At 72.6% G+C, this 23200-nt stretch carries 13 protein-coding genes; 7 read left to right on the forward strand and 6 right to left on the reverse strand.

Going from position 1 to position 23200, the window contains the following annotated elements:
• Positions 1-229 precede the first annotated feature (229 nt).
• Genes I3V78_RS35165 through I3V78_RS35180 form a run of 4 tightly spaced genes read left to right on the forward strand, consistent with a single transcriptional unit; the run spans position 230 to position 12625 of the window.
• Positions 230-5608, forward strand: coding sequence for a type I polyketide synthase (locus I3V78_RS35165; RefSeq protein ID WP_204494791.1), 5379 nt, complete (start codon positions 230-232; stop codon positions 5606-5608).
• A 3-nt stretch (positions 5609-5611) separates the two neighbouring features.
• Positions 5612-6556, forward strand: a complete 945-nt coding sequence (locus I3V78_RS35170) for a hotdog family protein (RefSeq protein WP_204494793.1) — start codon at positions 5612-5614, stop codon at positions 6554-6556.
• Positions 6553-11949: an SDR family NAD(P)-dependent oxidoreductase gene (locus tag I3V78_RS35175; RefSeq protein ID WP_204494794.1), complete on the forward strand. Its 5397-nt coding sequence runs from the start codon at positions 6553-6555 to the stop codon at positions 11947-11949. Before I3V78_RS35170 ends, I3V78_RS35175 begins: the two co-directional genes overlap by 4 nt.
• Positions 11936-12625 carry a 4'-phosphopantetheinyl transferase family protein gene (locus I3V78_RS35180; protein ID WP_204494797.1) on the forward strand — a complete coding sequence of 230 codons (690 nt, stop codon included), beginning with the start codon at positions 11936-11938 and terminating at the stop codon, positions 12623-12625. The genes I3V78_RS35175 and I3V78_RS35180 overlap by 14 nt, the downstream gene beginning before the upstream one ends.
• 12 nt (positions 12626-12637) lie before the next feature.
• Here I3V78_RS35180 and I3V78_RS35185 read toward each other — a convergent pair whose 3' ends face one another.
• Together I3V78_RS35185 and I3V78_RS35190 are read right to left on the reverse strand one after the other, a co-directional pair.
• Positions 12638-14419, reverse strand: a complete 1782-nt coding sequence (locus I3V78_RS35185) for a methyl-accepting chemotaxis protein (RefSeq protein WP_204494798.1) — start codon at positions 14417-14419, stop codon at positions 12638-12640.
• 150 nt (positions 14420-14569) lie between these two features.
• A complete protein-coding gene (locus I3V78_RS35190) occupies positions 14570-15313 on the reverse strand; it encodes an SDR family NAD(P)-dependent oxidoreductase (RefSeq protein WP_204494800.1) in 744 nt (247 codons plus the stop codon).
• A 154-nt stretch (positions 15314-15467) separates the two neighbouring features.
• Between I3V78_RS35190 and I3V78_RS35195 the strand changes: the two genes are divergently transcribed.
• The 3 genes from I3V78_RS35195 to I3V78_RS35205 all read left to right on the forward strand — a co-directional run bounded on the left by I3V78_RS35195 (position 15468) and on the right by I3V78_RS35205 (position 19733).
• The gene (locus I3V78_RS35195; protein ID WP_204494802.1) at positions 15468-16916 is read left to right on the forward strand and encodes an FAD-dependent oxidoreductase; all 1449 of its coding nucleotides are present in this window, start codon (positions 15468-15470) and stop codon (positions 16914-16916) included.
• A gap of 109 nt (positions 16917-17025) precedes the next feature.
• A complete protein-coding gene (locus I3V78_RS35200; protein WP_204494804.1) occupies positions 17026-19104 on the forward strand; it encodes an OPT family oligopeptide transporter in 2079 nt (692 codons plus the stop codon).
• A 212-nt stretch (positions 19105-19316) separates the two neighbouring features.
• Positions 19317-19733, forward strand: coding sequence for a hypothetical protein (locus I3V78_RS35205; RefSeq protein ID WP_204494805.1), 417 nt, complete (start codon positions 19317-19319; stop codon positions 19731-19733).
• Positions 19734-19740: 7 nt separating this feature from the next.
• On the opposite strand, the gene I3V78_RS35210 is transcribed toward I3V78_RS35205, so the two are convergent.
• The 4 genes from I3V78_RS35210 to bioF form a co-directional block, all read right to left on the reverse strand.
• The gene (locus I3V78_RS35210) at positions 19741-20913 is read right to left on the reverse strand and encodes an aminotransferase class I/II-fold pyridoxal phosphate-dependent enzyme (RefSeq protein WP_204494808.1); all 1173 of its coding nucleotides are present in this window, start codon (positions 20911-20913) and stop codon (positions 19741-19743) included.
• Complete coding sequence (locus I3V78_RS35215; RefSeq protein WP_204494810.1) at positions 20910-21188, reverse strand: hypothetical protein; 279 nt, start codon at positions 21186-21188, stop codon at positions 20910-20912. Before I3V78_RS35215 ends, I3V78_RS35210 begins: the two co-directional genes overlap by 4 nt.
• Before the next feature lie 104 nt (positions 21189-21292).
• Positions 21293-22006 carry a dethiobiotin synthase gene (bioD, locus tag I3V78_RS35220; protein WP_204494811.1) on the reverse strand — a complete coding sequence of 238 codons (714 nt, stop codon included), beginning with the start codon at positions 22004-22006 and terminating at the stop codon, positions 21293-21295.
• A 16-nt stretch (positions 22007-22022) separates the two neighbouring features.
• Entirely contained in the window at positions 22023-23189 is a 1167-nt protein-coding gene (bioF, locus tag I3V78_RS35225) for an 8-amino-7-oxononanoate synthase (protein WP_204494813.1), read from the reverse strand.
• Positions 23190-23200: the final 11 nt, after the last annotated feature.

The following is a 23200-nucleotide window of genomic DNA, read 5'->3' on the forward strand; positions in this document are numbered from 1 at the left end:
CGCCTTCCAGTCAGGAGGCCGAGCAAGCGGCCTGGGACGTGCGGAGGCCCCGCGCCCGGGCTTCACAGCCGGTGAGAAAGACCCGTCCCCCCGCGCTCCCTCGGGGGGCGGGCGGCGGACCCGGAGTCATCCGTGCAGCGGGCCGCGAGGGCCATGCTAGGCTCGCGCCTCCTGACCGAGGGCTCCATTCCTCCTGCTGTCGTGGGGCCTGGCTGGAGAGAGAGCCCCTATGGATGCCATCGCCGTGGTGGGACTGGGTTGCGTCCTCCCCAACGCACTCCGCGTCCCAGACTTCTGGACCAGCATCTGCGCGGGACGCCTGTCACTCACCGCCGTGCCCCCCCGCGCCTGGGACCACAGCCTCTACTTCCACCCGGACCGGGCCATGCCGGACCGGAGCTACGCGGAAGTGGGCGGCTTCGTGAACGACTTCGTCTTCGACTGGCGCAAGCACAAGGTGCCGCCCGCGGACGCCCAGAAGGTCAACCCCATGCAGTGGATGATGCTCGACGCGGGCATCCAGGCGCTCTCCGAGGTGCGCGTGCTGCCCCGGGACACCACGGGCATCATCCTGGGCGCCACGAGCCTGGGCAACCAGCGCGACAGCGGCATGCACATCCGGCTCGAGGACATGCTGGACGCGGTGCGCGCCACGGACGCGTTCAACGCCCTGCCGCAGGCCCGCCAGCGCGAGGTGCTGGACACCACGGCCCAGCGCGTGCGCGCGCGCCTCAAGGAGTGCAGCGACGACAACGTGCTCGGCTCCTCGGCGAGCGTGGCCGTCGGGCGCATCAACATGCACTTCGACCTCAAGGGCGCGCACTACACCGTGGACGCGGGCTATGCCTCGTCCCTGGCGGCGGTGGACCTGGCGGTGCGGGGCCTGCGCGACGGGGAGTTCGACCTGGCGGTGGCCGGCGGCGTGAGCGAGCTGCTCTCCCCGCTGGAGTTCATCTCCTTCTCCAAGCTCGGCGGCATGTCCGCGCGCGGGCACGTGCGGCCCTTCGCCGAGGAGGCGGACGGCACGCTGCTGGGTGAGGGCGTGGCGCTCTTCGCCCTCAAGCGCCTGGAGGACGCCCAGCGCGACGGGGAGACCATCTACGCGGTGCTCCGGGGCGTGGGCGGCTCGTCGGACGGGCGGGGCAAGTCGCTCGTGTCGCCCCGGCGCGAGGGCCAGGCGCTGGCCATGCGCCGCGCGCTGGATGACGCCGGGGTGGACCCCACGCACGTGCAATACGTGGAGTGCCACGCCACCGGCACCCAGGTGGGTGACGCCAGCGAGGTGCAGGCCCTGGCGAGCGTGTACGGGGCGGCGCCCGGAGGCGCCATCGCCATCGGCTCGGTGAAGGCGAACATCGGCCACCTGCGCGCGGGCGCGGGCTCGGCGGGCCTGCTCAAGGCGGTGCTCTCCCTGCACCACGGGCAGATTCCGCCCCAGCCGGGCGTGGAGCGGCTCAACTCGCGCCTGGAGTTGGATCGCACGCCCTTCTTCGTGCCGCGCAAGGCCCAGCCCTTCCGGCCCGGGCCCACGCCCTTCGCGGCCGTGAGCGCCTTCAGCTTCGGCGGCAACAACTACCACGCGGTGCTGGAGGCCTGGCGGCCCAGCCCCTCGCGCCCGAGCACCCCGCGTCGCCGCGCGAGCGAGCCCCTGGCCATCGTCGGCATGGGCGGCATCTTCCCGGACGCGCCGGACGTGGAGGCGCTCTGGACGCGGCTGCTCAAGGGCCACGACGCCACGCGCGAGGTGCCGGCCGAGCGCTGGAAGCTCGAGCGCTACGTGCACCCGGACCGGCCGGAGCGCTCGTACACCAAGCTGGGCTGCTGGCTGGAGAAGGTGCCCGAGCCCACGCTGGAGATGCGCATTCCGCCCGCGGCCTGGGCGTCGTTGGACCCCTCCCACGTGGTGACGCTCCTGAGCGCGGAGCAGGCGCTCAAGGACGCGCGCTACGCGCCAGACAAGTGGGACCGGGATCGGGTGGCCATCGCGCTGGGCTTCCTGCCCAACCAGGGCATGAAGTTCCTCCTGGACACGCGCGTGCGCTGGGCCGAGTTCGCCCACGAGCTGCGCGACACGCTGGACAAGAGCGGCCTGCCCGAGTCGGTGACGGGGCCGCTCCTGCGCACCGCCGAGGCGCGCTACAAGGAAGGCCTGCCGCCCATCACCGAGGACACCCTCACCGGCTACCTGGGGTGCTTGAACGCCGGCCGCATCGCCGCGCTGCATGACTTCCACGGCCCGCACATGGTGACGGACGCCGCGTGCGCCAGCTCCCTGTCCGCGCTGCACGCCGCGTGGAAGCTCCTGCAGCACCGCCAGGCGGACGTGGTGCTCACCGGCGGCGTGTGGTGCGACATGTCGCCCGAGTTCTACGTCGCCGGCTGCCGCTTCAACGCGCTGTCCGCCCGGGGCAGCACGCCCTTCTCCGCGGAGGCGGACGGCTTCGTGCCGGGCGAGGGCGCGGGCATCCTCGTGCTCAAGCGGCTGTCGGACGCCGAGCGCGACGGGGACCGCATCCACGCCGTCGTGCGCGCCGTGGCGGGCAGCAGCGACGGCAAGGGCCGCTCGGTGCTGCCGCCCAGCGAGATGGGCGAGTCGCTCGCCATGCGCCGCGCCCTGAGCAGCGCGAACGTGCCCGCCGCGAGCGTGGAGTACGTGGAGTGCCACGGCACGGGCACCGCGCTCGGCGACGTGGTGGAGACCAGGTCCATCCACACCGTCTACGGCGAGGGCCGCGCCAGCCCCGTGCTCATCGGCTCGGTGAAGAGCAACATCGGCCACCTCAACGCGGCCGCGGGCGTGGCGGGGATGATCAAGGCCGTGCGCGCGCTCCACACGCACCGCCTGCCGCCCTCCATCAAGAGCGAGCCGCGCAACCCCAAGGTGCCCGCGGGCGTGGAGGTGGTGACGGCCACGCGCGAGTGGCCCGCGCCCGCGGACGGAGGCCCCCGGCGCGCCGGCGTGAACTCCTTCGGCGTGGGCGGCGCCAACTTCCACACCGTCCTGGAGGAGTACCGGGCGCCCGCCGCGCCCCCCTCGCTCCCGACGCCCCCCGAGCGCCCGGAGCGCCCGGAGAAGGACCCCGCCGAGGCCGAGCCCCGGCTCATCGCCGTGGCGGGGGCGGATGCCCGGGCCTGTCTGGCGCGGCTGGACGCCGAGTGCGAGCGCACGGACGCGCTGGAAGACACCCGCCAGACGCCCGAGGGGCCCTACCGCGTGGCCGTCACGGCGCGCACCCGCGAGGAGCTGCGCAAGAAGCGCGACTTCCTGCGCAAGGCGCTGGAGACGGGCGGGGACCTGGACTTCCTCGGCCAGTCCGGCGTGTTCGCCGCGGGCCCGGACTCGCCCCTGCGGGGCGCGCCGGTGGCCATCACCTTCCCGGGCCAGGGCGGCCAGTACGCCAACATGCTGCGGCCGCTCGCGCGCGCCTACCCGGTGGTGGCCGCCACGCTCGCGGAGGCGGACCGCGTCTACCAGCCGCTCACCGGCCGCACGCTCACCAGCAGCTTCTTCACCGAGAACGTGAAGGGCTACCAGCAGAACGACGAGGACATCCACGCGGCGGTGCTCCTGGTCAACGTGGCGCTCTTCCGCCTGCTGCGCGCGCACGGCATCCGCGCCGACGTGCTCGTGGGCCAGAGCGCGGGCGAGCTCGCGGCGCTGGTGGCCTCGGGCAGCCTGTCCCTGGAGGACGGCCTGCGCGCCATCCTCGGGCGCACCCGCGCCGTGCTCGCGCTGCCTCCGGGCAAGTCCGGGCAGATGCTGGCGCTCACCTGCTCCTCGGACCAGGTGCCCGAGCTCATCGACGGCCTGCCCGGCTACGCCACGCTGGCGGCCGACAACGGGCCGCGCGCCTGCATCGTGTCCGTGGACCGCGCGTCCCTGGTGCGGCTGCAGGAGCGCTGCGCCGCGCGCTCCATCGACGCCACGGTGCTCGCGGTGTCCCACGGCTACCACTCCGCGCTCATCGCGGACGCCCGGCCCGTCTACGAGGGCGTGCTCAGGAGCGTGACGTTCCGCGCGCCGGACACGAGCATCGTGTCCACCATCGACGGCGAGGACTACGGCACCCGGCCCCCCCAGGACTTCCCGTCCTTCCTCGGCCGGCAGCTCGTCGAGCCGGTGCGGCTGCGCCAGGCGCTCGGCGAGGCCCACCGCCGGGGCGCGCGCCTCTTCATCGAAGCGGGACCCAAGTGGTCCCTCACCCAATTCACCCGCGAGACACTCAAGGGCCGGACCCATGGTGCCGTCGCGTCGATTCATCCCAAGGTAGGTGACATGGAACAGTTCAAACGCATGGTCGGATACACCTTCGTCAATGGCGTGGGTCAGCTCTCCGCGGACGGCTCGGCAGGCGCCGCCAGCGTCGAGCAGGTGCTGCTCGGCATGCCTTTGGAGGGCGTGCTCGAGCCGGCCACCGCCATGAAGATCGCCCTCGTGCTGGGCCGGGAGTTCGGCGTGGACGCCTCGGGCGCCCGGGCCGAGAACCTGCGCACGCTCGAGTCCATCGTCGCCCTGGTGGAGCAGCTGCGCACGGGCCTGGCCGCCAGCGGGGAAGCGCCCCGGCAGGCCGCCGTGCCCGCACCCGCGCCGGCCCCCGCGCCCGCGCCCGCGCCGGTGCACGCCCAGCCCGTCACCACCGTGCAGAAGTCCATCACGCTGGAGGCCGAGGTGCGCCGCGTGCTCATGGGCACCGTGGTGGCCAAGACGGGCTACCCGGAGGACATGCTGGAGCCGGACCTCGACCTGGAGGCCGACCTCGGCATCGACACCGTGAAGCAGGTGGACATCTTCGCGCGCACCCGCGAGGCCTTCGGCGTGCAGCGCGACCCCAACCGTTCGCTGCGCGAGTTCAACACCCTGCGCAAGGTGATCGAGCACATCGTCGAGCGGGTGCTCGCCACCCAGGGCGCCTCCGCCCCCGCTCCGGCGCCCGCTCCGGCCCCCGCCCCGGCGCCCGTCGCGGCCCGGCCCGCGGCGCCCGCCCCCGCCCCCGCGCCCACGCAGGTGTTCCCCACCGCGCCCCTCACCTCCGGCTCCTTCCCGGCGGTGGCCCAGGGCCTCGCGCTGTCGATCAACCTCTTCGAGCAGGTGCGCGACCTGATGCTGCTCAACGTGGTGGCCAAGACGGGCTACCCGGAGGACATGCTGGAGCTGGACCTCGACCTGGAGGCCGACCTCGGCATCGACACCGTGAAGCAGGTGGACATCTTCGCGCGCACCCGCGAGGCCTTCGGCGCCACGTGCGATCCCAACCGCTCGCTGCGCGAGTTCAACACCCTGCGCAAGGCCATCGACCACATCGTCGAGCGCGCGCGCATGGCCCGGGGCAATGGCGCCCCGAGCCCCGCCGCGGCGGCGATGCCCGCGCCGGCCCCCGCCCCCCTCGCCCCCGCGCCCCAGGAGGCCCCGCGCCGCGCGGAGCCGTCCGCGCCGCGCTCGGTGCGTGACGCGCTGCTGGCCATGGACCTGCGGCAGGTGGGCGCCCACGAGGAGGAGCTCTTGCGCCTGGGCCAGGCGGTGGCCTCGCGGCTGGGCACCGCCTCGCCGGACATGGGCCAGGTGCGCACCCTGGGTGAGCTCGTGCGGCAGCTCCGCAAGGAGCGCTAGGACGTGCAACCCGACACCTCGCAATACCCGCTGCTGGAGGAAATCTCCGAGGTCTTCCGGGGCGAGGGCGCGGTCGCCAAACGCGAGGTGCGCCTGCCCACCGAGCTGGACGCGGAGGGGCGCCCCCTGTCCGCGTCCCTGGAGTTGGAGTTCCTCGCCGAGGTGGGCGCGCTCGTCTACCCGGACCGGGTGCTCGTGGGGATGCGGGACGTGCACTGGTTCCTGCGCGCCGCGGCGAGCGCGCCCGCGGCGCGGCTGGTGGGCCGGGCCCGCCGCGAGGTGGAGGGGGAGGTGTCCGTCTTCCTCTCCATGGAGCTGGTGAGCGCCGGGGGCGGCCCCGAGGACGGCGGCGAGGAGCCCATCCCCGTCTGCCGCGCCACGCTCCAGTTCAAGCAGGCCTACGGGCCCGCGCCCTGGCCCCAGCACGCGCAGACGACGCCCCGGGCGGACCCGCCGCAGAATGGCCGGCAGCTGTACGCCTCGGCGGGAGGCCAGGGCGAGCGCGCCCCCGAGTCGCTCCAGGTGGTCGCCTGGGCGCGGCTGTACGAGCTGGGGCGCATCCAGGGCGGCATCGTCCAGCCGCGCGCGCTCACCCGGGCGCTGCCCGCCAGCCGCATCCAGGTGGCCCCCGCGGCGCTGGAGGGCGCGCTGCACCTGGCCAAGTGGCTCTGGTACGCCTTCGCGGGGGAAGGCGGCCGGGAGATGGCGCTCTCGGAGGCCACCTGGTACCGCATGCCCCGGCGGGACGAGCGGCTGCTGTGTGACGCGCGGTTGTGTGGCGCGGGCAACGGTCTGGCCTCGTTCGACGCGCAACTCCTGGGGCAGGACGGCATCCCCGTATTGGAGCTGCGCGGCCTGGGCCTCGCGTCCCTTCCCCTGGACGAGGCCGCGTACGCCCCGCCCCGCGTCACCTGGCAGTCCTTCGTCAAGAGCCTCTCCCCACGATGACTCCCTCCACGAACATCCCCCTGGCCATCATCGGACTCGGCTGCCGCCTGCCCGGCGCCGACAGCCCCGCGCGCTTCATGAACCAGTCCCTGGAGGGCATGCGGGCGCTCACGGCCGCCCCCGGGGACTGGAACGCCGGGCTCGGCGTGCGCCACGCGCTCTTGGGGGGCTTCGTTCCCGAGGAGGGCAAGGACTGGAAGCTCTTCCGCCTGCCGCCCACCCACGTGGAGAAGATGCACCGCATGGAGCGGCTGCTGCACCTCACGCTCGTGCAGGCCACGCAGGACGCCGGCTACGGCCCGGACAAGAGCCCGGGGGCGCGCTGCGCCATCTACCTGGGCTCCACGGGCCTGGGCGTGGACGTGAAGATCGACCAGGCGCTGCGCCTGCGTACGCCCGAGTTCAGCGAGCACCTGGCGACGCTCTTCCAGGGCCGCCCGGACGGGGCCCGGCTGCTGGAGGCCGTGGCGCGCTACGTGGACCAGCACGCCCCGCCCATCGTCACCGAGACGGTGCCCATGACGGCCACCATGGTGGCCAACCGCCTGTCCTCGCTGCTGGACACGCGCGGCGGGCACTTCGCGGTGGACGCGGGCACGGGCTCGTCCATGGCGGCGCTGCGCATGGCCTCGCTCTCGCTGCAGCTCGGGCAGTGTGACGTGGCGGTGGTGGGCGCGGTGTCCCCGCTGCTCAGCCCCTCGGCGTTCGGCCTGCTGTCGGCGCGCGGCTGGCTCGCCTCCGAGGAGCTGTACGCCCTGGACGGCCGCGCCGCCGGCACGCTCCCGGGCGAGGGCGCCGTGGCGCTCGTGCTCTGCCGGTTGGATGACGCGCTCGCGGACAAGCAGCGCATCTACGCGGTGCTCCATGGGGTGGGCTCGGACATGAATCCGCGCACGGGCCTGTCGCGCATGTCGCGGCTGGTGGACCGGGCGGCGCGCGCCTGCATGGAGCTGGGCGGGGTGGAGCCGGACCAGGTGCGGCACCTGGAGCTGCAGGCGTGCGGCGTGCGGGGCCTGGAGGACCAGGAGCTGCTCGGCCTCAAGGCGGCCTTCTGCGCGACCCGGAGCGAGCCCCTGACGGTGTCCACCGCGGCGCCCCAGGTGGGCTTCCAGCAGGGGGCCAGCGGGCTCGTGTCGGTGATGCGCGCGGCCCTGAGCCTGCACGCGGGCGTCTGCGCGCCCGTGGTGGGGCTGACGGCGCCGCGCCACGCGGAGGACGGCAAGCTGCAGTTCCTCACCCGGCCGGAGAAGCTGCCCGCGCGCGCCTGCGTGGGCGTCAGCTCGCTCGGGTGGAACAACATGGCGTGGCACGCGCTGCTCGGGCCCGCCCCCACGCGCGAGGCCTGGTCGGAGATCCGCCCCATGCGCCCGCCCACGCAGAAGTTCGCCATCGTGGGCATGGGCGCGCTCGCGCCGGGCGCGCCGGACGCCCCCGCGCTCTGGAACAACACGCTGTCCAAGGCGGACGCCATCGGCGACCTGCCCGCCTCGCGCTTCGACGTGACGCGCACCCTGGGCGCGCTGCTCAAGAACCAGGACGTGGTGCCGCGCCTGGCGGGCACCGTGGAGATTCCCCCCACCGACACGCGCTGGCTCAAGCTGCCCCCGGCCCAGGCCGCGGCCCTGGACCCCGCCGTGCCCCTGTTCGTCAAGGCCGCCGAGGAGGCCCTCACCCAGGCGGGCCACGAGCCCGGGCACTGGGATGGCCGGCGCGTGCAGGTGGTGGTGGGGCAGCTGCCCGTGCGCGCCAAGGAGTTCGAGGTGGAGGTGCGCTTCGTGCTCGAGCGCTACCTGAAGCTGGCGACGGAGGCCCTGCGCGCCCAGGGGCTCGAGGACACGAACAGCGCCCCCCTGCTCGACGCGGTCCGCCAGCGGGTGCTCGCCACGGTGCCCCCGCTGGACGAGAACGCCACCCAGTACTACTCGGGCCTGGCGTGCGCGTCGCGGCTGGCCGCGCTGCACGACTTCAGCGGCGGCGTCATGGCCACGGACGCCGCGTGCGCCAGCTCCCCGGCGGCCGTCCACGCCGGCATGCTCGCCCTGGCCAACCGGGACGTGGACGTGGTGGTGGCCGGCGGCGTGGCCTTCAACCTCGTGCCCGAGTACGCCGCCGCGCTCGCCGTGCTCGGCATCCTCTCGCCCCGGGGCACCTTCCCCTTCGATGACCGCGCGGACGGCTTCGTGCCCGCCGAGGGCGCGGGCGCCGTGGTCATCAAGCGGCTGGAGGACGCGGAGGCGCGCAAGGATCGCATCATCGCCGTCATCTCCGGCATCGGCTTCTCCAGCGACGGGCGCGGCACCACCCTCTTCACGCCCAACCCCCGCGGCCAGGCCCGCGCGGTGGAGCGCGCGCTGGAGGACGCCAAGGTCCACCCGGACCAGGTGGGCCTGCTCGAGGCGCACGGCACGGGCACGCGCATGGGCGACGCCACCGAGGCGGCCGCCTACGGCGAGGCCTTCCAGAGCCGGGGCCGCGACAACCCGGTGCCCATGGGCACGCTCAAGTCACAGATCGGCCATACCTCGTCCGCCAGCGGCATCCTCGCGCTCATCAAGACGGCCTACGCGGTGAGCGAGGCCATCCTGCCGCCCATGAATGGCGGCGAGTTCCCCAAGGCGGAAATCCCCTTCGACAAGCTGCCCATCGCCCTCTCCATGGAGAGCCGGCCCTGGCCCACGCCGCGCGGGGGCCGCCGCTACGCCGGGGTGAGCTCCTTCGGCATCGGCGGCACCAACTACCACCTGCTCCTGGAGGATCACGACAACAGCCACCGGCGCACCCAGCCGGAGCCCACGGACGCGCCCGCCACCACGCGCTACCCCATGCCCAGCCGAGGCCTCACCGCGCAGCGCTGGCGCGTGGACCTGGTGCCCCTGTCGCTCTCCGCGGAGAAGCGCTACCGGCTGGCGGGCAAGAAGCTCTTGCTCGTGGGCGACGAGCCGGGCCTGGTCGCGGCCTTCAGCCGCCTCTTGCTGGGCAAGGGCGTGAGCGTGAGCGCGGTGCCGCTCACGGGCATCGTGGATCCGCTGGAGGTGGAGCGCCGGGTGCGCCAGGCCAGCGACGAGCTCGGGGGCGTCGACGGCGTCATCGACCTGGGCGCCTTCGGCCCCGCCGAGTACTTCCTCACCCTGGGCAGCAGCCGCTTCGCGCGCCGCATGGCGGAGACCACCGCGCGCTGGCATGGCACGGGCCGCGCCCTGTACTCGCGCTTCAGCGAGCAGACGGATCGCTCGGCCTGCTACGTGGCCGTCACCAGCATGGGTGGGGACTTCGGCTTCCTCGGCGACGGCGGCAACGTGATGGGCGGCTCGCTGGCGGGCTTCCTCAAGGGGCTCAAGCAGGAGCTGCCGGAGCTGGTCGCCAAGACGATCGACTTCGAGCCCCGCGCCTCGCACTGGGTGGTGGCCGAGACGGTGGCGCGCGAGCTGGAGGAAGGCAGCGACCGCACCGAGGTGGGCTACATGGCGGGCCGCCGCTTCGTGTCGGGCCTGCGCCGCGCGGACTTCCCGCCGGAGGATCAGCAGGAGCCGCGCCAGCTCGACCCGAGCTGGGTGCTGCTCTTCACCGGCGGAGGCCGGGGCGCGGTGTTCGAGGTGGCCAAGTCCGTGGCGCGCCTGGGCCCCAAGGTGATCGTCACCGGGCGCACCCCCGCGCCCACCGGGGACGAGCCCTACCTGTCCATGGACGACGAGGAGTTCGACACCTTCCGCAAGGAGGAGCTGCGGCGGCGCAAGAAGGCGGACCCGGCGCTCACCATGGTGCGCTTCAACGAGTCCTTCGAGGCGTGCGTCCGGGCGCGCGAGCTGTGGCGCAACCTCCAGGAAGTCTACGCGCAAGGCCTGCCCATCGAGTACGAGCTGTGCGACGTGCGCAACGCCGCGGACGTGCGCGCCATGGTGGACCGGGTGCGCGAGTACCACGGCCACATCGACGGCGTGGTGCACGGCGCCATGGTGGAGGCCTCCAAGAGCCTGCCGGACAAGACGCCCGGCATCGTGGCCGCCACCGTGGAGGTCAAGGTGCTCGGCCTCATCAACATCCTGGAGGCCACGCGGCGCGATGACCTCAAGCTGATGATGTGCTTCGGCTCGGGCGCGGGGCGCTTCGGCAACAAGGGCCAGGCGGACTACAGCGCCGCCAATGACTTGATGAGCAAGTGCGCCATGGCGTACGCGCACCGGGCCCGGCCCCACACCCGCTGCGTCACCATCGACTGGACGGCGTGGGAGAGCGTGGGCGCCGCGGCGCGCAACCGCGAGGTGGTGCAGGGCACGGGCGTCTCCTTCATCAGCCCGGCCGAGGGCTCCTACTGGTTCATCAACGAGCTGCTGCTCGGCCACACCGAGCGCGAGGTGGCCATCTTCGAGGAGCGGCTCTTCCGCGAGTGGCCCTTCCTCGGCGCCAGCGCGGACGGCCCGGACGCGCGCACCGTGTACGACGACCGGGGCCTTTTGCTCGTGCCCTCGGACTACCCGATGCTCGACTGCGTGCAGGAGCATGACCGCAAGGGGCTCATCGCCACCCGCACGTTCGACCTGTCCACGGACCCCTTCGTGCTCCAGCACCAGCTGGACTCCATCCCCATCATGCCCGGCACCTTCGGCTTCGAGATGCTGGCGGAGGTGGCGGCGCTCTTCCGGCCGGACCTGGAGGTCTTGCGCGCGGAGAACCTGCGCATCGAGACGCCGCTCAAGTTCTTCAAGGGCCCCTCCACGGTGGGCCCGCGCGCCCGGGGCAAGCCCGTGCACGTCACCCTCACCGCCCAGGTCATCCGGCAGGAGGGCGACGAGGTCACGCTCTACGTCGAGTCCAGCAGTGACCTGGCGCTCGGCGGACGCTCCGAGCAGACCCAGCGCCGCATCCACCAGCAGGGCATGTTCGTGCTCGGGCCGCCCCGGCCCCTGGAGCTGAGCGAGGGCAAGCTGCCCGAGGCCCTGCCCGGCTCGCGCGCGCGCTCCATCTTCCACCTGGCCAAGGAGCCCCTGTACCTGGGCCCCCTCTTCTGCCGCGCCGAGTGGGTGTACGTGGGCGACACCGAGGTGGAGGGCATCATCCGCGCGCCCCGGCAGCGCGACATCTTCACCCACGTGTCCGGGCCCCACTTCCAGTTGGATCCCCTGCTGCTGGACGCCGCCTTCCAGGTGGCGGCCAACTGGGACGGCCACCACAACAACCTGGTGTCGGTGCCCATGGGCGTGGACTACCTGGAGCGGGGCCGGCCCCGGAGCCTCGGCGAGGCGGGCCACGTGCGCGCGCGCATGGTGCGCGCCGAGGGCGACGACGTGCTCTACGACTTCGAGGTGCACGGCGAGGACGGCGCGCTGCTGCTCGGGGGCACGGGCCTGTGGTTCCGGCGGCTGCGCCGGGGGGATCGCCGGTTTGTGGAGGGCTGAGCGGCTGTGGCTCCCGGGAGGCCGGGAGGTGGTGCTCGGCTGGGCGGATGTGGGCGCGCGGGACGACGCGTCCCTCGGGCCCGGGGAGCGCGAGGCGCTCGCGCGCTGCCGCACGGACAAGCGGCGCCAGGAGTTCGTGGCGGGCCGCGTCGCCGCGCACCGGGCGCTCGCGCGGCTCGCGCCCGGCGCCCGAGCGGAGGTGCGCGCGCGCGAGGGCACCCCCGACGAGGGACGCCCCTTCTTCTGGCCCGAGCGGGGACTCGCGCTCTCGCTGACCCACTCCGGCGGGCTCGCGGTGGCGGCGCTCGCGCCCGGCGCGCCCCTGGGCGTGGACCTGGAACAGCCCGTGGAGGCGGGCCCGGCCTTCCTGGAGGAGGCCTTCGCCCCCGGTGAGCACGAGCGGTATGCCGGGGTGTGCGCCGGACGGCTGGAGCCCCTCACCGCCGCGTGGGCGCTGAAGGAAGCGGTGCTCAAGGTGTGGGGGGTGGGCCTGCGCGCGCCCCTGCGTCAGGTGGCCGTGCGGCCCGAGCTGGTCGACGTGGAGGGGGACACCCTCGGCCTGCGGCTGACGGTGGAGACGGGCTGGCTGCCGCCGGGACTCGGCCCGCCGCCCGTCCACCTCGCCGCGCGCCTGGAGGGCGATGCCTCCGGGCGCGTCCTGGCGCTCGCGGGCTAGGCGCTCGTGCCCTTACGGGCCCTTGCCCTTGCGGGGGCCCGGCAGCGGCGGCGGGACGATGGGCCGCGCCTGCTCGCCGTTCCAGTCCTGCTCCCAGACGGCCGCGGACACGCGCGTGGCCACGTGGCGCATCTGCTCGGCCGCCTCGTCGCTCGTGCGCAGGCTGCCCATGGTCTGGTCCATGATCTCCGTGAGCGAGCTGACGGCCTGGAAGATCTGCCCGATGCCCTGGTTCTGCTGCGTCACGGCGGCGGAGATCTGCCGCACCGAGTTGGCGTTGTCGCGCATGATGCTCGACATCTGCCGCACGTTGTCGCCGAAGACGCGCAGTTGCTTGGCGCTGCTGACCACCTTGTTCGAGCCGCTCTCCGAGCGGTCCGCCGTGGCGCGGATGGCGGTGCTCAGGTCCTGCAGGATGTTCTGCACGTTGTGCGTGGCCTTGATGGACTGATCCGCCAGGCTGCGGATCTCCCGCGCCACCACGGCGAAGCCCTTGCCGTGCTCGCCCGAGCGCACCGCCTCGATGGCGGCGTTGAGCGCGAGCATGGTGGAGCGGTCCGCCAGGCTCTTCACCGTGATGGTGATGTTGGCGATCTGCTTGGCCTGCTCCTCCAGCGCGCGGATGCTCTGGGCCATGTGCGACACCTCCTGCTGGATGTCGCGCATGTCCGAGAGGCTCTGCTCGAGCGCCACGTCGCCGGAGCGGCCGAGCGTGTCCGCGCGCTCGGCCTGGCGCAGCACGTCCTCGGCCTTCTGCGCGGCCACGAGCGAGGTCTGCTTGATTTCCTGCGCGGTGACCTGGGTTTCCTGCAGCGCCGCGGCCTGGATGGACAGCGACTCGGTCTGCTCCTGGTGGGTGGCGTTGAGCCGCCCGGCGGAGTTGCCCAGCATCATCGCCGACTCCTGCAGCGAGGCGGAGAAGGTGCGCAGCCGCTCGAAGGCGGACGCGGTGGCGATGGACAGGTCACCCACCTCGTCGGTGGACACCCACTCGGGCAGGGCCGGCTTGCGCGAGGCGATGGACTCGATGGACTTCTGCACCGCGATGGTGCCCTGGCTCTGGTGGCGCGCGATCTCCCACGCGCACCACGCCGCCGCCGCGATGAGGAAGCCGCCCACGCCCACCACCGGCAGCACCATGTCGCTGAGCACCACGCCCACGCGCTCGCGCAGGAGCCCCACCAGCTGGGGCGCCACCCGCGCCACCTCCGCGTACAGCGCGCCGAAGCCCGTGCCGCTCTTCTTGAGGATGATGATGCCCGTCACCGTCAGCGCGGCGAACACGAGCAGCGAGAAGCAGTACGGCAGGTACCAGCTCTGCTTGGGCCACAGGAAACCCTGGCCCTGCAGCCGCAGGTGCGGGTGCTTGTGGAACTCCTCCAGCGCGTACGGGCGCAGCAGCCGCTCGAGTCGCAGCGACAGGCGGATGCCCACCACCATCGCCAGCAGCACGAAGCAGATGACGGCCTGCGGGATGATCACCGGATCCAGGTCGTAGACCACCGTGGGCCAGCCCGCCCAGATGGTGCACGACACCGCGTAGCTCACCAGCACCCCGTACTCGATCCGCCGGGGCGCCTTGAGGATGCGCGTCAGCCGATCTCCAGGACGGTCCGAGGGAAGGTGCGCGAGCGCCTGGCCCATCACGGACCAGATCAGCACCACCGGAATGACGATTCCGAAGATGGGGCTGTTGAACGCCACGTTGATGAGCGACACGCGAATGGCCTGCTCCACGGGCAGACCCATCACCAGTGACAACATGTAGGCCACGGGTGCCAACGCGGTCAGCATCGAGACCTGCTGTTCCAGGAAACCCTTCAGGACCAGTTTCTTCAGCTCACCTTGCGTCATCGCCGGCGATTCTAGCGGGATCTCCATCGAGAGTGTTCTTTTCCCCTCCGCCTGGATGCCCGGCTGCTGTCCGGTGAAGTACGATGTCACTCAACGCATCAAGTACCCGCCGTTGACCCCCAGGGTTTGTCCGGTCACCCACTGGGCGTCCTCGGAGGCGAGGAAGGCGACCACGCCGCCCACGTCTTCCGGGCGGCCAATCTTGCGCAGCAGGGTCTGGGAGGCGATCTGCTGGCGCATCTTCGGAGGCACCTCGGCGCCCATGTCCGTGGCCACCTGGCCGATGATGAGCGCGTTGACGGTGATGTCGCGCGGGGCCAGCTCCGTGGCGGCGGTGCGGGTGAGCGACTCCACGGCCGCCTTGGTGGCCGCGTACAGGCCTCCCCCCGCGAAGCCCTTGTGGACGCCAATGGAGGAGAAGTTGATGATGCGCCCGCCCGGGGTCATGTGGCGCCCGGCGAGCCGACAGCCCACCACCAGGCCCCAGATGTTGACGTCCACGAGCCGCTGGAAGAGCGCCCGGTCCACCTGCTCGAGCGGCCCCGAGCCGAAGGCCGCCGCGTTGTTGACCAGGACGTCCAGGCGGCCGTAGCGCTCCAGGGCCGCCGCGAACAACGCCTGCACCTGCGACTCGTCGGCGACGTCCGCGCGCACGGCGAGTGCGGCTCCTCCCGCGCCCTGGATGGCCCCCACCACCGCCGCGGCGGCCTCCGCGTTGTTCACGTAATTCACGATGACGCTGGCGCCCTCGGCGGCCAGGCGCCGGGCGACGGCGGCCCCGATCCCCCTCGACGCCCCCGTGACGATGGCCACCTTCTGATCGAGCTTTCCCATGCGACCCGAATCCTGCGCCCAGCCGGGACAAGAGGCCAGGACTCGGCCTCGCATGGCGCCTCGACACCGGGTGCGTTGGCCCGTCACACGCGGGGATTTTATGATGCGGCGCGGACCAGCCCCCCTCCCCACCTCATTCATCGTTGGAGAACGGATGTCATCCGAGACCCGGAAGTTCGGCCAGGCGCTCATCATTGGAGGAAGCATCGCGGGGCTGTTGAGCGCCCGGGTGCTGTCCGAGCACTTCGAGAAGGTCATCGTGCTCGAGCGGGACGCGCTTCCCGCCGGGCCCGAGGCGCGCAAGGGCGTGCCCCAGGGCCACCACATCCACGCCCTCCTGGAGGCCGGCCTGCGGATCCTGGACGACCTGTTTCCCGGCATGACGCGGGAGATGGAGTCCGAGGGCGTCGAGCGCATCGACATGGCGCGCGACGCCGCCTGGCTCCAGTCCGGCAGCTGGAAGGCGCGCTACGAGGGCGACGTGGAGAGCATCCTCGTGTCCCGGCCCTTCCTGGAGAGCAAGGTGCGCGGCCGGGTCGCCGCGCTGCCCAACGTGGAGCTGCGCGAGGGCGTGAGCGTCGAGCACCTGGTGCTCGACGCGACGAACCGCCGCGTGGTGGGCGTGCGGGTGAAGGGCCCCGAGGGCGAGCAGGAGCTGCGGGGCGCGCTGGTGGTGGACGCCAGCGGCCGGGGCTCGCGCACGCCCCAGTGGCTGGAGCTGCTCGGCTTTGGCGCCGTGGCCCAGGAGCAGGTGCGCATCGACCTGGGGTACACCAGCCGCCTCTACGAGCGGCCCGAGGGCATCGATGCGTGGAAGATCCTCGTCATCAATGGCCGGGCCCCGGACGCCTCGCGCTCGGGCTTCATCTCCAACGTGGAGGGCCACCGGTGGATCGTCAGCCTCAATGGCTACTTCGGCGACCACGCCCCCACCCACGACGCGGGCTTCCTGGAGTTCGCGCGCCAGCTGCCCACGTCCCACCTGTATGACTACATCCGCCAGGCCCGGCCCCTGAGCGCGCCCGTGCTGCACAAGATTTCCTCCAGCCGCTGGCTGCACTACGAGCGCCTGGCGCGCATGCCGGCGGGGCTGGTGCTCGTGGGCGACGCGGTCTGCTCGCTCAACCCCGTGTTCGGCCAGGGCATGACGGTGGCCGCGCTCGGGGCGAAGCTCCTGGGCGAGGGCCTGGCCCGGAGCCAGGGCACGCCGGAGGGGCCGCCCGCGGAGATGTCGCGGCGCTTCCAGAAGGAGCTCGGCAAGGTCGTGGGCCTGTGCTGGATGCTCACCACCACGCAGGACCTCGCCTATCCCCGGGCCGAGGGCGCGCGCAAGCCCGGCCTCAAGCTGCTGCAGTGGTCCTTCAACAACATGATCGATCTCACGTCGGTGGACGCGCGCGCCTGCCAGCGCTTCTACGACGTGCTGCACATGCGCAAGGGCCTGGAGGGACTGTTGGACCCCCTCTTCGCCCGGGCGCTGCTCGGCTACAACCTCAAGAGCCTGGTCGTCCCGCGCGCCCAGCGGGCCAACCTGGACACGCTGCCACCCCACCCCTCCACGCCGCCCCCCCGGCCCTCGGGCCGGCTGGATAACGCGGCCTGAGCGGCTCGCGGAGGCTCCCAGACGGCTCCCAGACATTTGGAGGAGCCGGGAGGCGGTTGTAGAACCCTCCCCCGGCCCGTCCCGACCTCCTCCTGGGAGCCTCCCGCACATGAAGCCCGAAACCGCTGGCGCCACGGCGTCAGACACCAAGTCCGTCCCCGAGTTCCAGCCGTACATCGCCCCCGAGCGGACCGATGTGGCCGAGTTCACCCCCAAGGCCATCCTCATCGGCGTGTTCTTCGGCATCGTCTTCGGCGCCGCCACGGTGTACCTGGCGCTCAAGGCGGGCCTGACGGTCTCGGCCTCCATCCCCATCGCGGTGCTCGCCATCTCCCTGCTCAAGAAGCTGGGCGGCTCGACCATCCTCGAGAACAACGTGGTGCAGACCATCGGCTCGGCGGGCGAGTCCATCGCCGCGGGCGTGGTGTTCACCCTGCCCGGCTTCCTCTTCCTGAGCGCGGACAGCCAGGGCGCGAGCTTCTTCGAGTACTGGACCATCTTCACGCTCGCGCTGCTCGGCGGCGTGCTGGGCACGCTGATGATGGTGCCCCTGCGCCGCTCGCTCATCGTCAAGGAGCACGGCAACCTGCCCTACCCGGAGGGCGCCGCGTGCGCCTCGGTGCTCATCGCCGGCGAGAAGGGCGGCAACCTCGCGAAGATCGCCTTCCAGGGCGTGGGCTTCGCGTTCGTGTACGCGCTCCTGCAGAAGATCGTCCGGCTCATCGCGGAGACGCCCGCGCTGGTGACGAAGCAGACCAACAAGTACTTCCCCTCGGCCACGCTCAACGGTGACATCACCCCGGAGTACCTGGGCGTGGGCTACATCGTGGGCCCGAAGATCGCCGGCGTGCTGGTGGCCGGTGGCGTGCTCGCCTGGCTCGGGCTCATCCCGCTGCTGGCCACGCTGGTGCCCGGGGACACCATCGCCGAGCAACTCGTGAAGCTCGGCTACCTGCAGAGCCTCACCACCGTCGGAGGCCCGGGCGGCTGGGACCCCGCCACCCACACCTTCCGCGACACCGCGGGCGCCATCTACCGCGCCTACGTGCGGCAGATCGGCGCGGGCGCCGTGGCCGCCGGCGGCTTCATCACCCTCATCAAGACGCTGCCCACCATCGTGTCCGCCTTCAGCGAGAGCCTCTCGTCCTTCAAGGAGGGCGCGAGCAAGGCCGTGCAGAAGCGCACCGAGAACGACCTGCCCATCACCGTGGTGCTCTTTGGCAGCGCGGCGCTCATCCTGGTGATGGCGGCCCTGCCCTTCCTGCCGGGCAGCGTGCTCGGGCGGCTGATGCTCGGCGTGCTCATCGTGGTGTTCGGCTTCTTCTTCGTGACGGTGGCCTCGCGCATCGTGGGCATCATCGGCTCGTCGTCCAACCCCATCTCCGGCATGACCATCGCCACGCTCATGGCCACCTGCCTCATCTTCATCGGCATTGGCTGGACGGGTGACGTCTACCAGCCCATGGCGCTGTGCGTGGGCGGCATGGTGTGCATCGCGGCGGCCAACGCGGGCGCCACCTCGCAGGACCTCAAGACGGGCTACCTGGTGGGCGCCACCCCGCGCGCGCAGCAGATCGGCCTGATGATCGGCGCGGTGGCCGCGGCGATCGTCATCGGCCTCACCATGCAGCTGCTCGACACGCCCACCGCGGAGCTGCGCGCCCAGGGCGTCGAGCACATGATCGGCACGGACAAGTTCCCCGCGCCCCAGGGCACGCTCATGGCCACCCTCATCAAGGGCCTGCTGTCCTTCAACCTGGACTGGCAGTTCGTGCTGGTGGGCGTCTTCCTGTCGGTGACCATGGAGCTGTGCGGCGTGAAGTCGCTGTCCTTCGCCGTGGGCGCCTACCTGCCCCTGTCCACCACCGCCCCCATCTTCGTGGGCGGCGCGCTCAAGGGCCTGTCGGACTACATGGCCACGCGCAAGGGCGAGCACGTGGAGGAGTCCGAGCTCGGGCCGGGCAACCTCTTCTCCACGGGTCTGGTCGCCGGAGGCGCACTGGCGGGCGTGGTGGTGGCCATCCTCTCGGTGAACGAGGGCATCAACGCCACCATCTCCCGGCTGTCCGTGGAGCACGCGCTCGTGACCGCCGTGGGCGAGGGGGGCTACCACCTGATCGGCGTGCTGGCCTTCGCCCTCATGTGCGGCGTGCTCTACCGCGTCTCGCGCAAGCCCGCCGAGGTGTAGGCCCCGGCCTCACGGGAGGTGAACCGTCGGTTCGCGGTCACTTCCTGGACACCCTCAACGGATTTGTGAAGCATGGAGGACGATCCGGGTCCCGCCCGCATGAAGAAGGAGCGGGCAGGGCCCATCTCCAGGTCAGGGCAACGCAATGGCGGCGTCCGCATCTCACCCGGGACGCGGGCTGCATCCATCCACAGGACCCGGGGGAGGAACCCATGAACACAGCCTTGGCGAAGAGTGGAGAGATCCGGCTCGTCGATGCGCGGGAGCGCCGCCACAAAATCCGTCAGGAAGTCGCGCGTGGGACGCCGGGCCGCTCGCTCGTGGAGCTTGTCCTCGAGGGCAATCGGGGCGGCGCCTCCAACGAGGACCAGGAGAACCGCTTCCTCTGCGCGCTGCGTCACCTGGAGACGGAGTTCGGGGTGGCCGCGGCCGAGCTGGGAGAGGACGCGGGCGGCTATTACGGCCTCTTCGTGACGCAATTGCCGGCGCTGCTGGCGCGGCGGCGCGCGAGCCGCATCGAGACCCAGTCCCAGTGGGATCAGCGGCTGAGCATCGAGTGCTACGGCCTGGCGGGCAGCCTGGTGGCCACGGGCAAGGTCCCTCGCGAGACCGTCGGGGCCCTTCACTGAGCGGGCGTCAGGCGCCCCCGCCCAGCACGCGCACGAGGGGCCCCAAGGCGGCCGTGAAGGTGTCCGGCGGAGGCAGCAGCGAGAGCACCAGGTACGCGCCTCCCACGAAGTCGTAGAAGTAGCCCGGGTGTGCCACCACGCCCGCATCCAGTAGAGCCAGGCAGGTCGCTTCCTCACCGGGTTCGAGGGGAATGCGCAGCACCGCGCTCCACCCGCCCTCCGCGGGCACCACGCTCCAGGACGCATCGGACGGCCGGACCTCGCGCAGCGCTCGCCGGTTGGCCCGCACGCGCTCGAGCACGGCGGCCTGGAAGCGCGGCGCCCCCGCGAGCCAGTCCCTCAGGGACACCTGCACGGGCACGTTCACCGGCAGGTAGGTGTCCGCCAAGGGCTCCAGTCGCGCCAGGGCCTCGTGCCGCGCCGCCTCGGGGCCACCCACGTGCATCCACGCGAGCTTGAGGCCCGGCAGCCCCGCCACCTTCGACAGTCCCGAGAGACAGAAGGTGGGCATGGGCAGCGCGCGTCCGGCCACCGTGCGCACGCGTCCGGGCGCCTCCGTCCAGGCGAAGTCCGAGAACACCTCGTCCGACACGAGGGACAGGCCCTCGCGCGCGCACCACGCGCCCAGGGCCTCCAATTCCCCCTCGTGCAGGAAGTGGCCCGTGGGGTTGCCGGGGTTCACCACCAGCACGGCCCGCGTGCGCTCGTCCCGCGCGGCGGCGAGCGCCTCCAGATCCAGGCCAAAGCCCTGCGCGGAGGACAGGCGGTAGTGCCGCAGGTGCACGCCCTCCAGCCGCGCCAGGGACTCGAAGAGGGGGTAGCACGGCGCGGGAACGAGCACGCTGTCCCCCGGCTCGCACAGGAGCTTGAAGAGCCAGCCGTAGGCCTCGCTCGTGCTCGCGGTGAGCAGCAGGTGCTCGGGCAGGACGGGGGCGCCCCGTCCGGAGAGGTAGTCCGCCACGGCCTCGCGGGCGGACAACAGGCCCAGGGGCTCGGGCGCGTAGCGCAGCGCGTCCGGGTGGGCGAGCGGGGCGGGCCCGGGGGCGGGCAGCCCCACGTGGGTGGGATTGGTCTCGGTGAGGTCCAGCAGCGGCAGGCCCCGCGCGCGGCGCTCGGCGAGGGCCCGCGCCAGCGGGTTCCACGTCCGCGCGACGTCCGTGCGCGCGGAGAACGGGCTCACAGCCCCGTCTGCAGCATCGCCGAGGCCACGCGGCGGATGAGCTCGCGGCGGATCTCCTTGCGGCAATGCTCGATGGCCTTCGGGTGCGGCGTGGGCAAATCCTCCGCGCGTGAGCGCAACACGGTGCGCAGCACGAGCTCGATCTTGCTCGGCTCGATGTGAAACAGGCGGGAGCCGTCCTTCTGCAGGAAGTAGGACAGACCGCGCGTATCGAGGAGCTTCAAAAGGTACCGTCTGGAATCAGCGAGGAGCGAGAGGTCGATGATGTCGGCCATTCGCCGGGGGTTCTCACCCGGATCGAAAGATGCGTCCATTTCACGGCGCAGAAGCGCGAAAACTTGCCACTCGCGCGAGGACTCGTGACGCCGCCGAGGCCGATTTATCGGGCTCGCGCGCGATCGGGCACCAGAGGCGCGAGCGCCGCGCGGAACGCCGCGTGACGCCTGCGCGGCTCCACCAGGTAGGGCACGGGACCCAGGACCTGTAGCGCATGACGCTCGGCGAGCAGGGCCGCGTTGTCGCGCTCGGAGGGATCGCGCGTGGGCGAGGAGCGGGACAGCAGCAGGGCCGCTACGGGGATGTTGCGCGCGGCGAGGGCGGCGAGCGACAGGGCTGTATGGTTGAGCGTGCCCAGACCCGCGCGCGCCACGAGCACCACGGGCAGCGCGAGCGTGGCGATGAGATCGATGACGTCATGGGAGGCGTCGAGCGGCACGAAGAGGCCCCCCGCCCCCTCGACGACCGCGGCGCCCCGCCCCACGCGCTCCCAGGCCGAGAGCGTGACGCCCCAGTCGGGCTCGCGGCCGAGCCGACGCGCGGCGATGCCCGGGGCCAGGGGCGCGCGGAAGCGGTGCGGACAGACGAGGTCCAACGGCAGCTCACTGCGCGCCGCCGCGCGAAGCGCCAGCGCGTCCGCGGGGGCCTTGAGTGACGCACAGCCACTCTCGTAGGGCTTGAAGCCCTGGGGGGCGTGTCCCGCGTCGGCCAGCAGGGACAGCAGGGCGCACGAGGCCTGGGTCTTGCCCACGCCGGTGTCGGTGCCGGTGACGAAGAAGCGGGGCGGAGCGGGAGGAGCAGCGGCGCGGCGGGCCATGGGGACGGGGCTTTCGTTAGAGGTGGAGCGAGCGCAGGGCCGAGAGCGCCAGGTCGAGCTGGCCCTCGGTGTGCGCGGCGGAGAGGCAGAAGCGCAGCCGGCTGGTGCCCTCGGGGACGGTGGGCGGACGGATGGCCTTGACGAGCAGGCCGCGCGCGCGCAGCGCCTGGGAGGCGGCGACGGCACGCGGGGCGTCTCCCACGATGACGGGGAAGACAGCGCTCCGGGGCTCGGCGATGAAGCCGAGCGCGCGCAGGCCCGCGGAGAAGCGGTGGATGTTGCGCCACAGGCGGGCCCGGAGCACGTCATCCCGCTCGGCGATGTCCACGGCCGCCTCGGCCGCGGCGCACAGGGCGGCGGGCAGCGCCGTGGAGAAGACGAGCGGCCGGGCCCGCTGGAGCACCAGGTCCACCACCGGGCGGGACGCGGCGATGTAGGCCCCCAGGCCTCCGAGCGCCTTGCTCAGGGTGCCCATGCGCACGTCCACGACGGACTCCAGGCCCAGCGCCTCGCACAGCCCGGCGCCCCGCTCGCCCAGCACGCCCGTGGCGTGCGCCTCGTCCACGAGCAGCGCGGCGCCCTCGGCCTGGCACACCTCGGAAATCTCCCGGAGCGGCGCGAGGTCGCCATCCATGGAGAACACGCTGTCGGTGACCACGAGCCGGCGCCGCGCGGGCGTGGTGGCCAGGGCCCGCGCCAGGGCCTCCACGTCCGCGTGCGGGTAGACGACGGTGCGGGCGCGCGACAGGCGACAGCCGTCGATGAGCGAGGCGTGGTTGAGGGCGTCGGAGAAGACGGCGTCCTCGGGGCCCACGAGCGCCTGGAGCGTGCCCACATTGGCGGCGTAGCCCGAGTTGAAGACGAGCACGGCCTCGGCCCGCTCGAAGGCGGCGAGCCGGGCCTCGAGCCGGTGGTGCGCGGAGGTGTCTCCCACCACGAGCCGGCTGGCGCCCGAGCCCACGCCATGCACCTCCAGGGCGGCGGCGGCGGCGGCGCGCACCGTGGGCGAGCCGGCCAGGCCCAGGTAATCGTTGGAGGAGAAGTTGACGAGCGTCTCGCCGCCCACGCGCACGAGCGGGCCCTGGGGTGAGTCGAGCGGCTCCAGGAAGCGGCGCAGACCCCGGGCCCTCAGGGCCTCCAGGTCATCCTGGGCCCAGGCGGTGGCCACGGAAGGTGTCGTCACGAACGGCTCCA

This window comes from Archangium primigenium, assembly GCF_016904885.1.
In the GTDB taxonomy this organism is placed as follows: Bacteria; Myxococcota; Myxococcia; order Myxococcales; family Myxococcaceae; genus Cystobacter; species Cystobacter primigenius.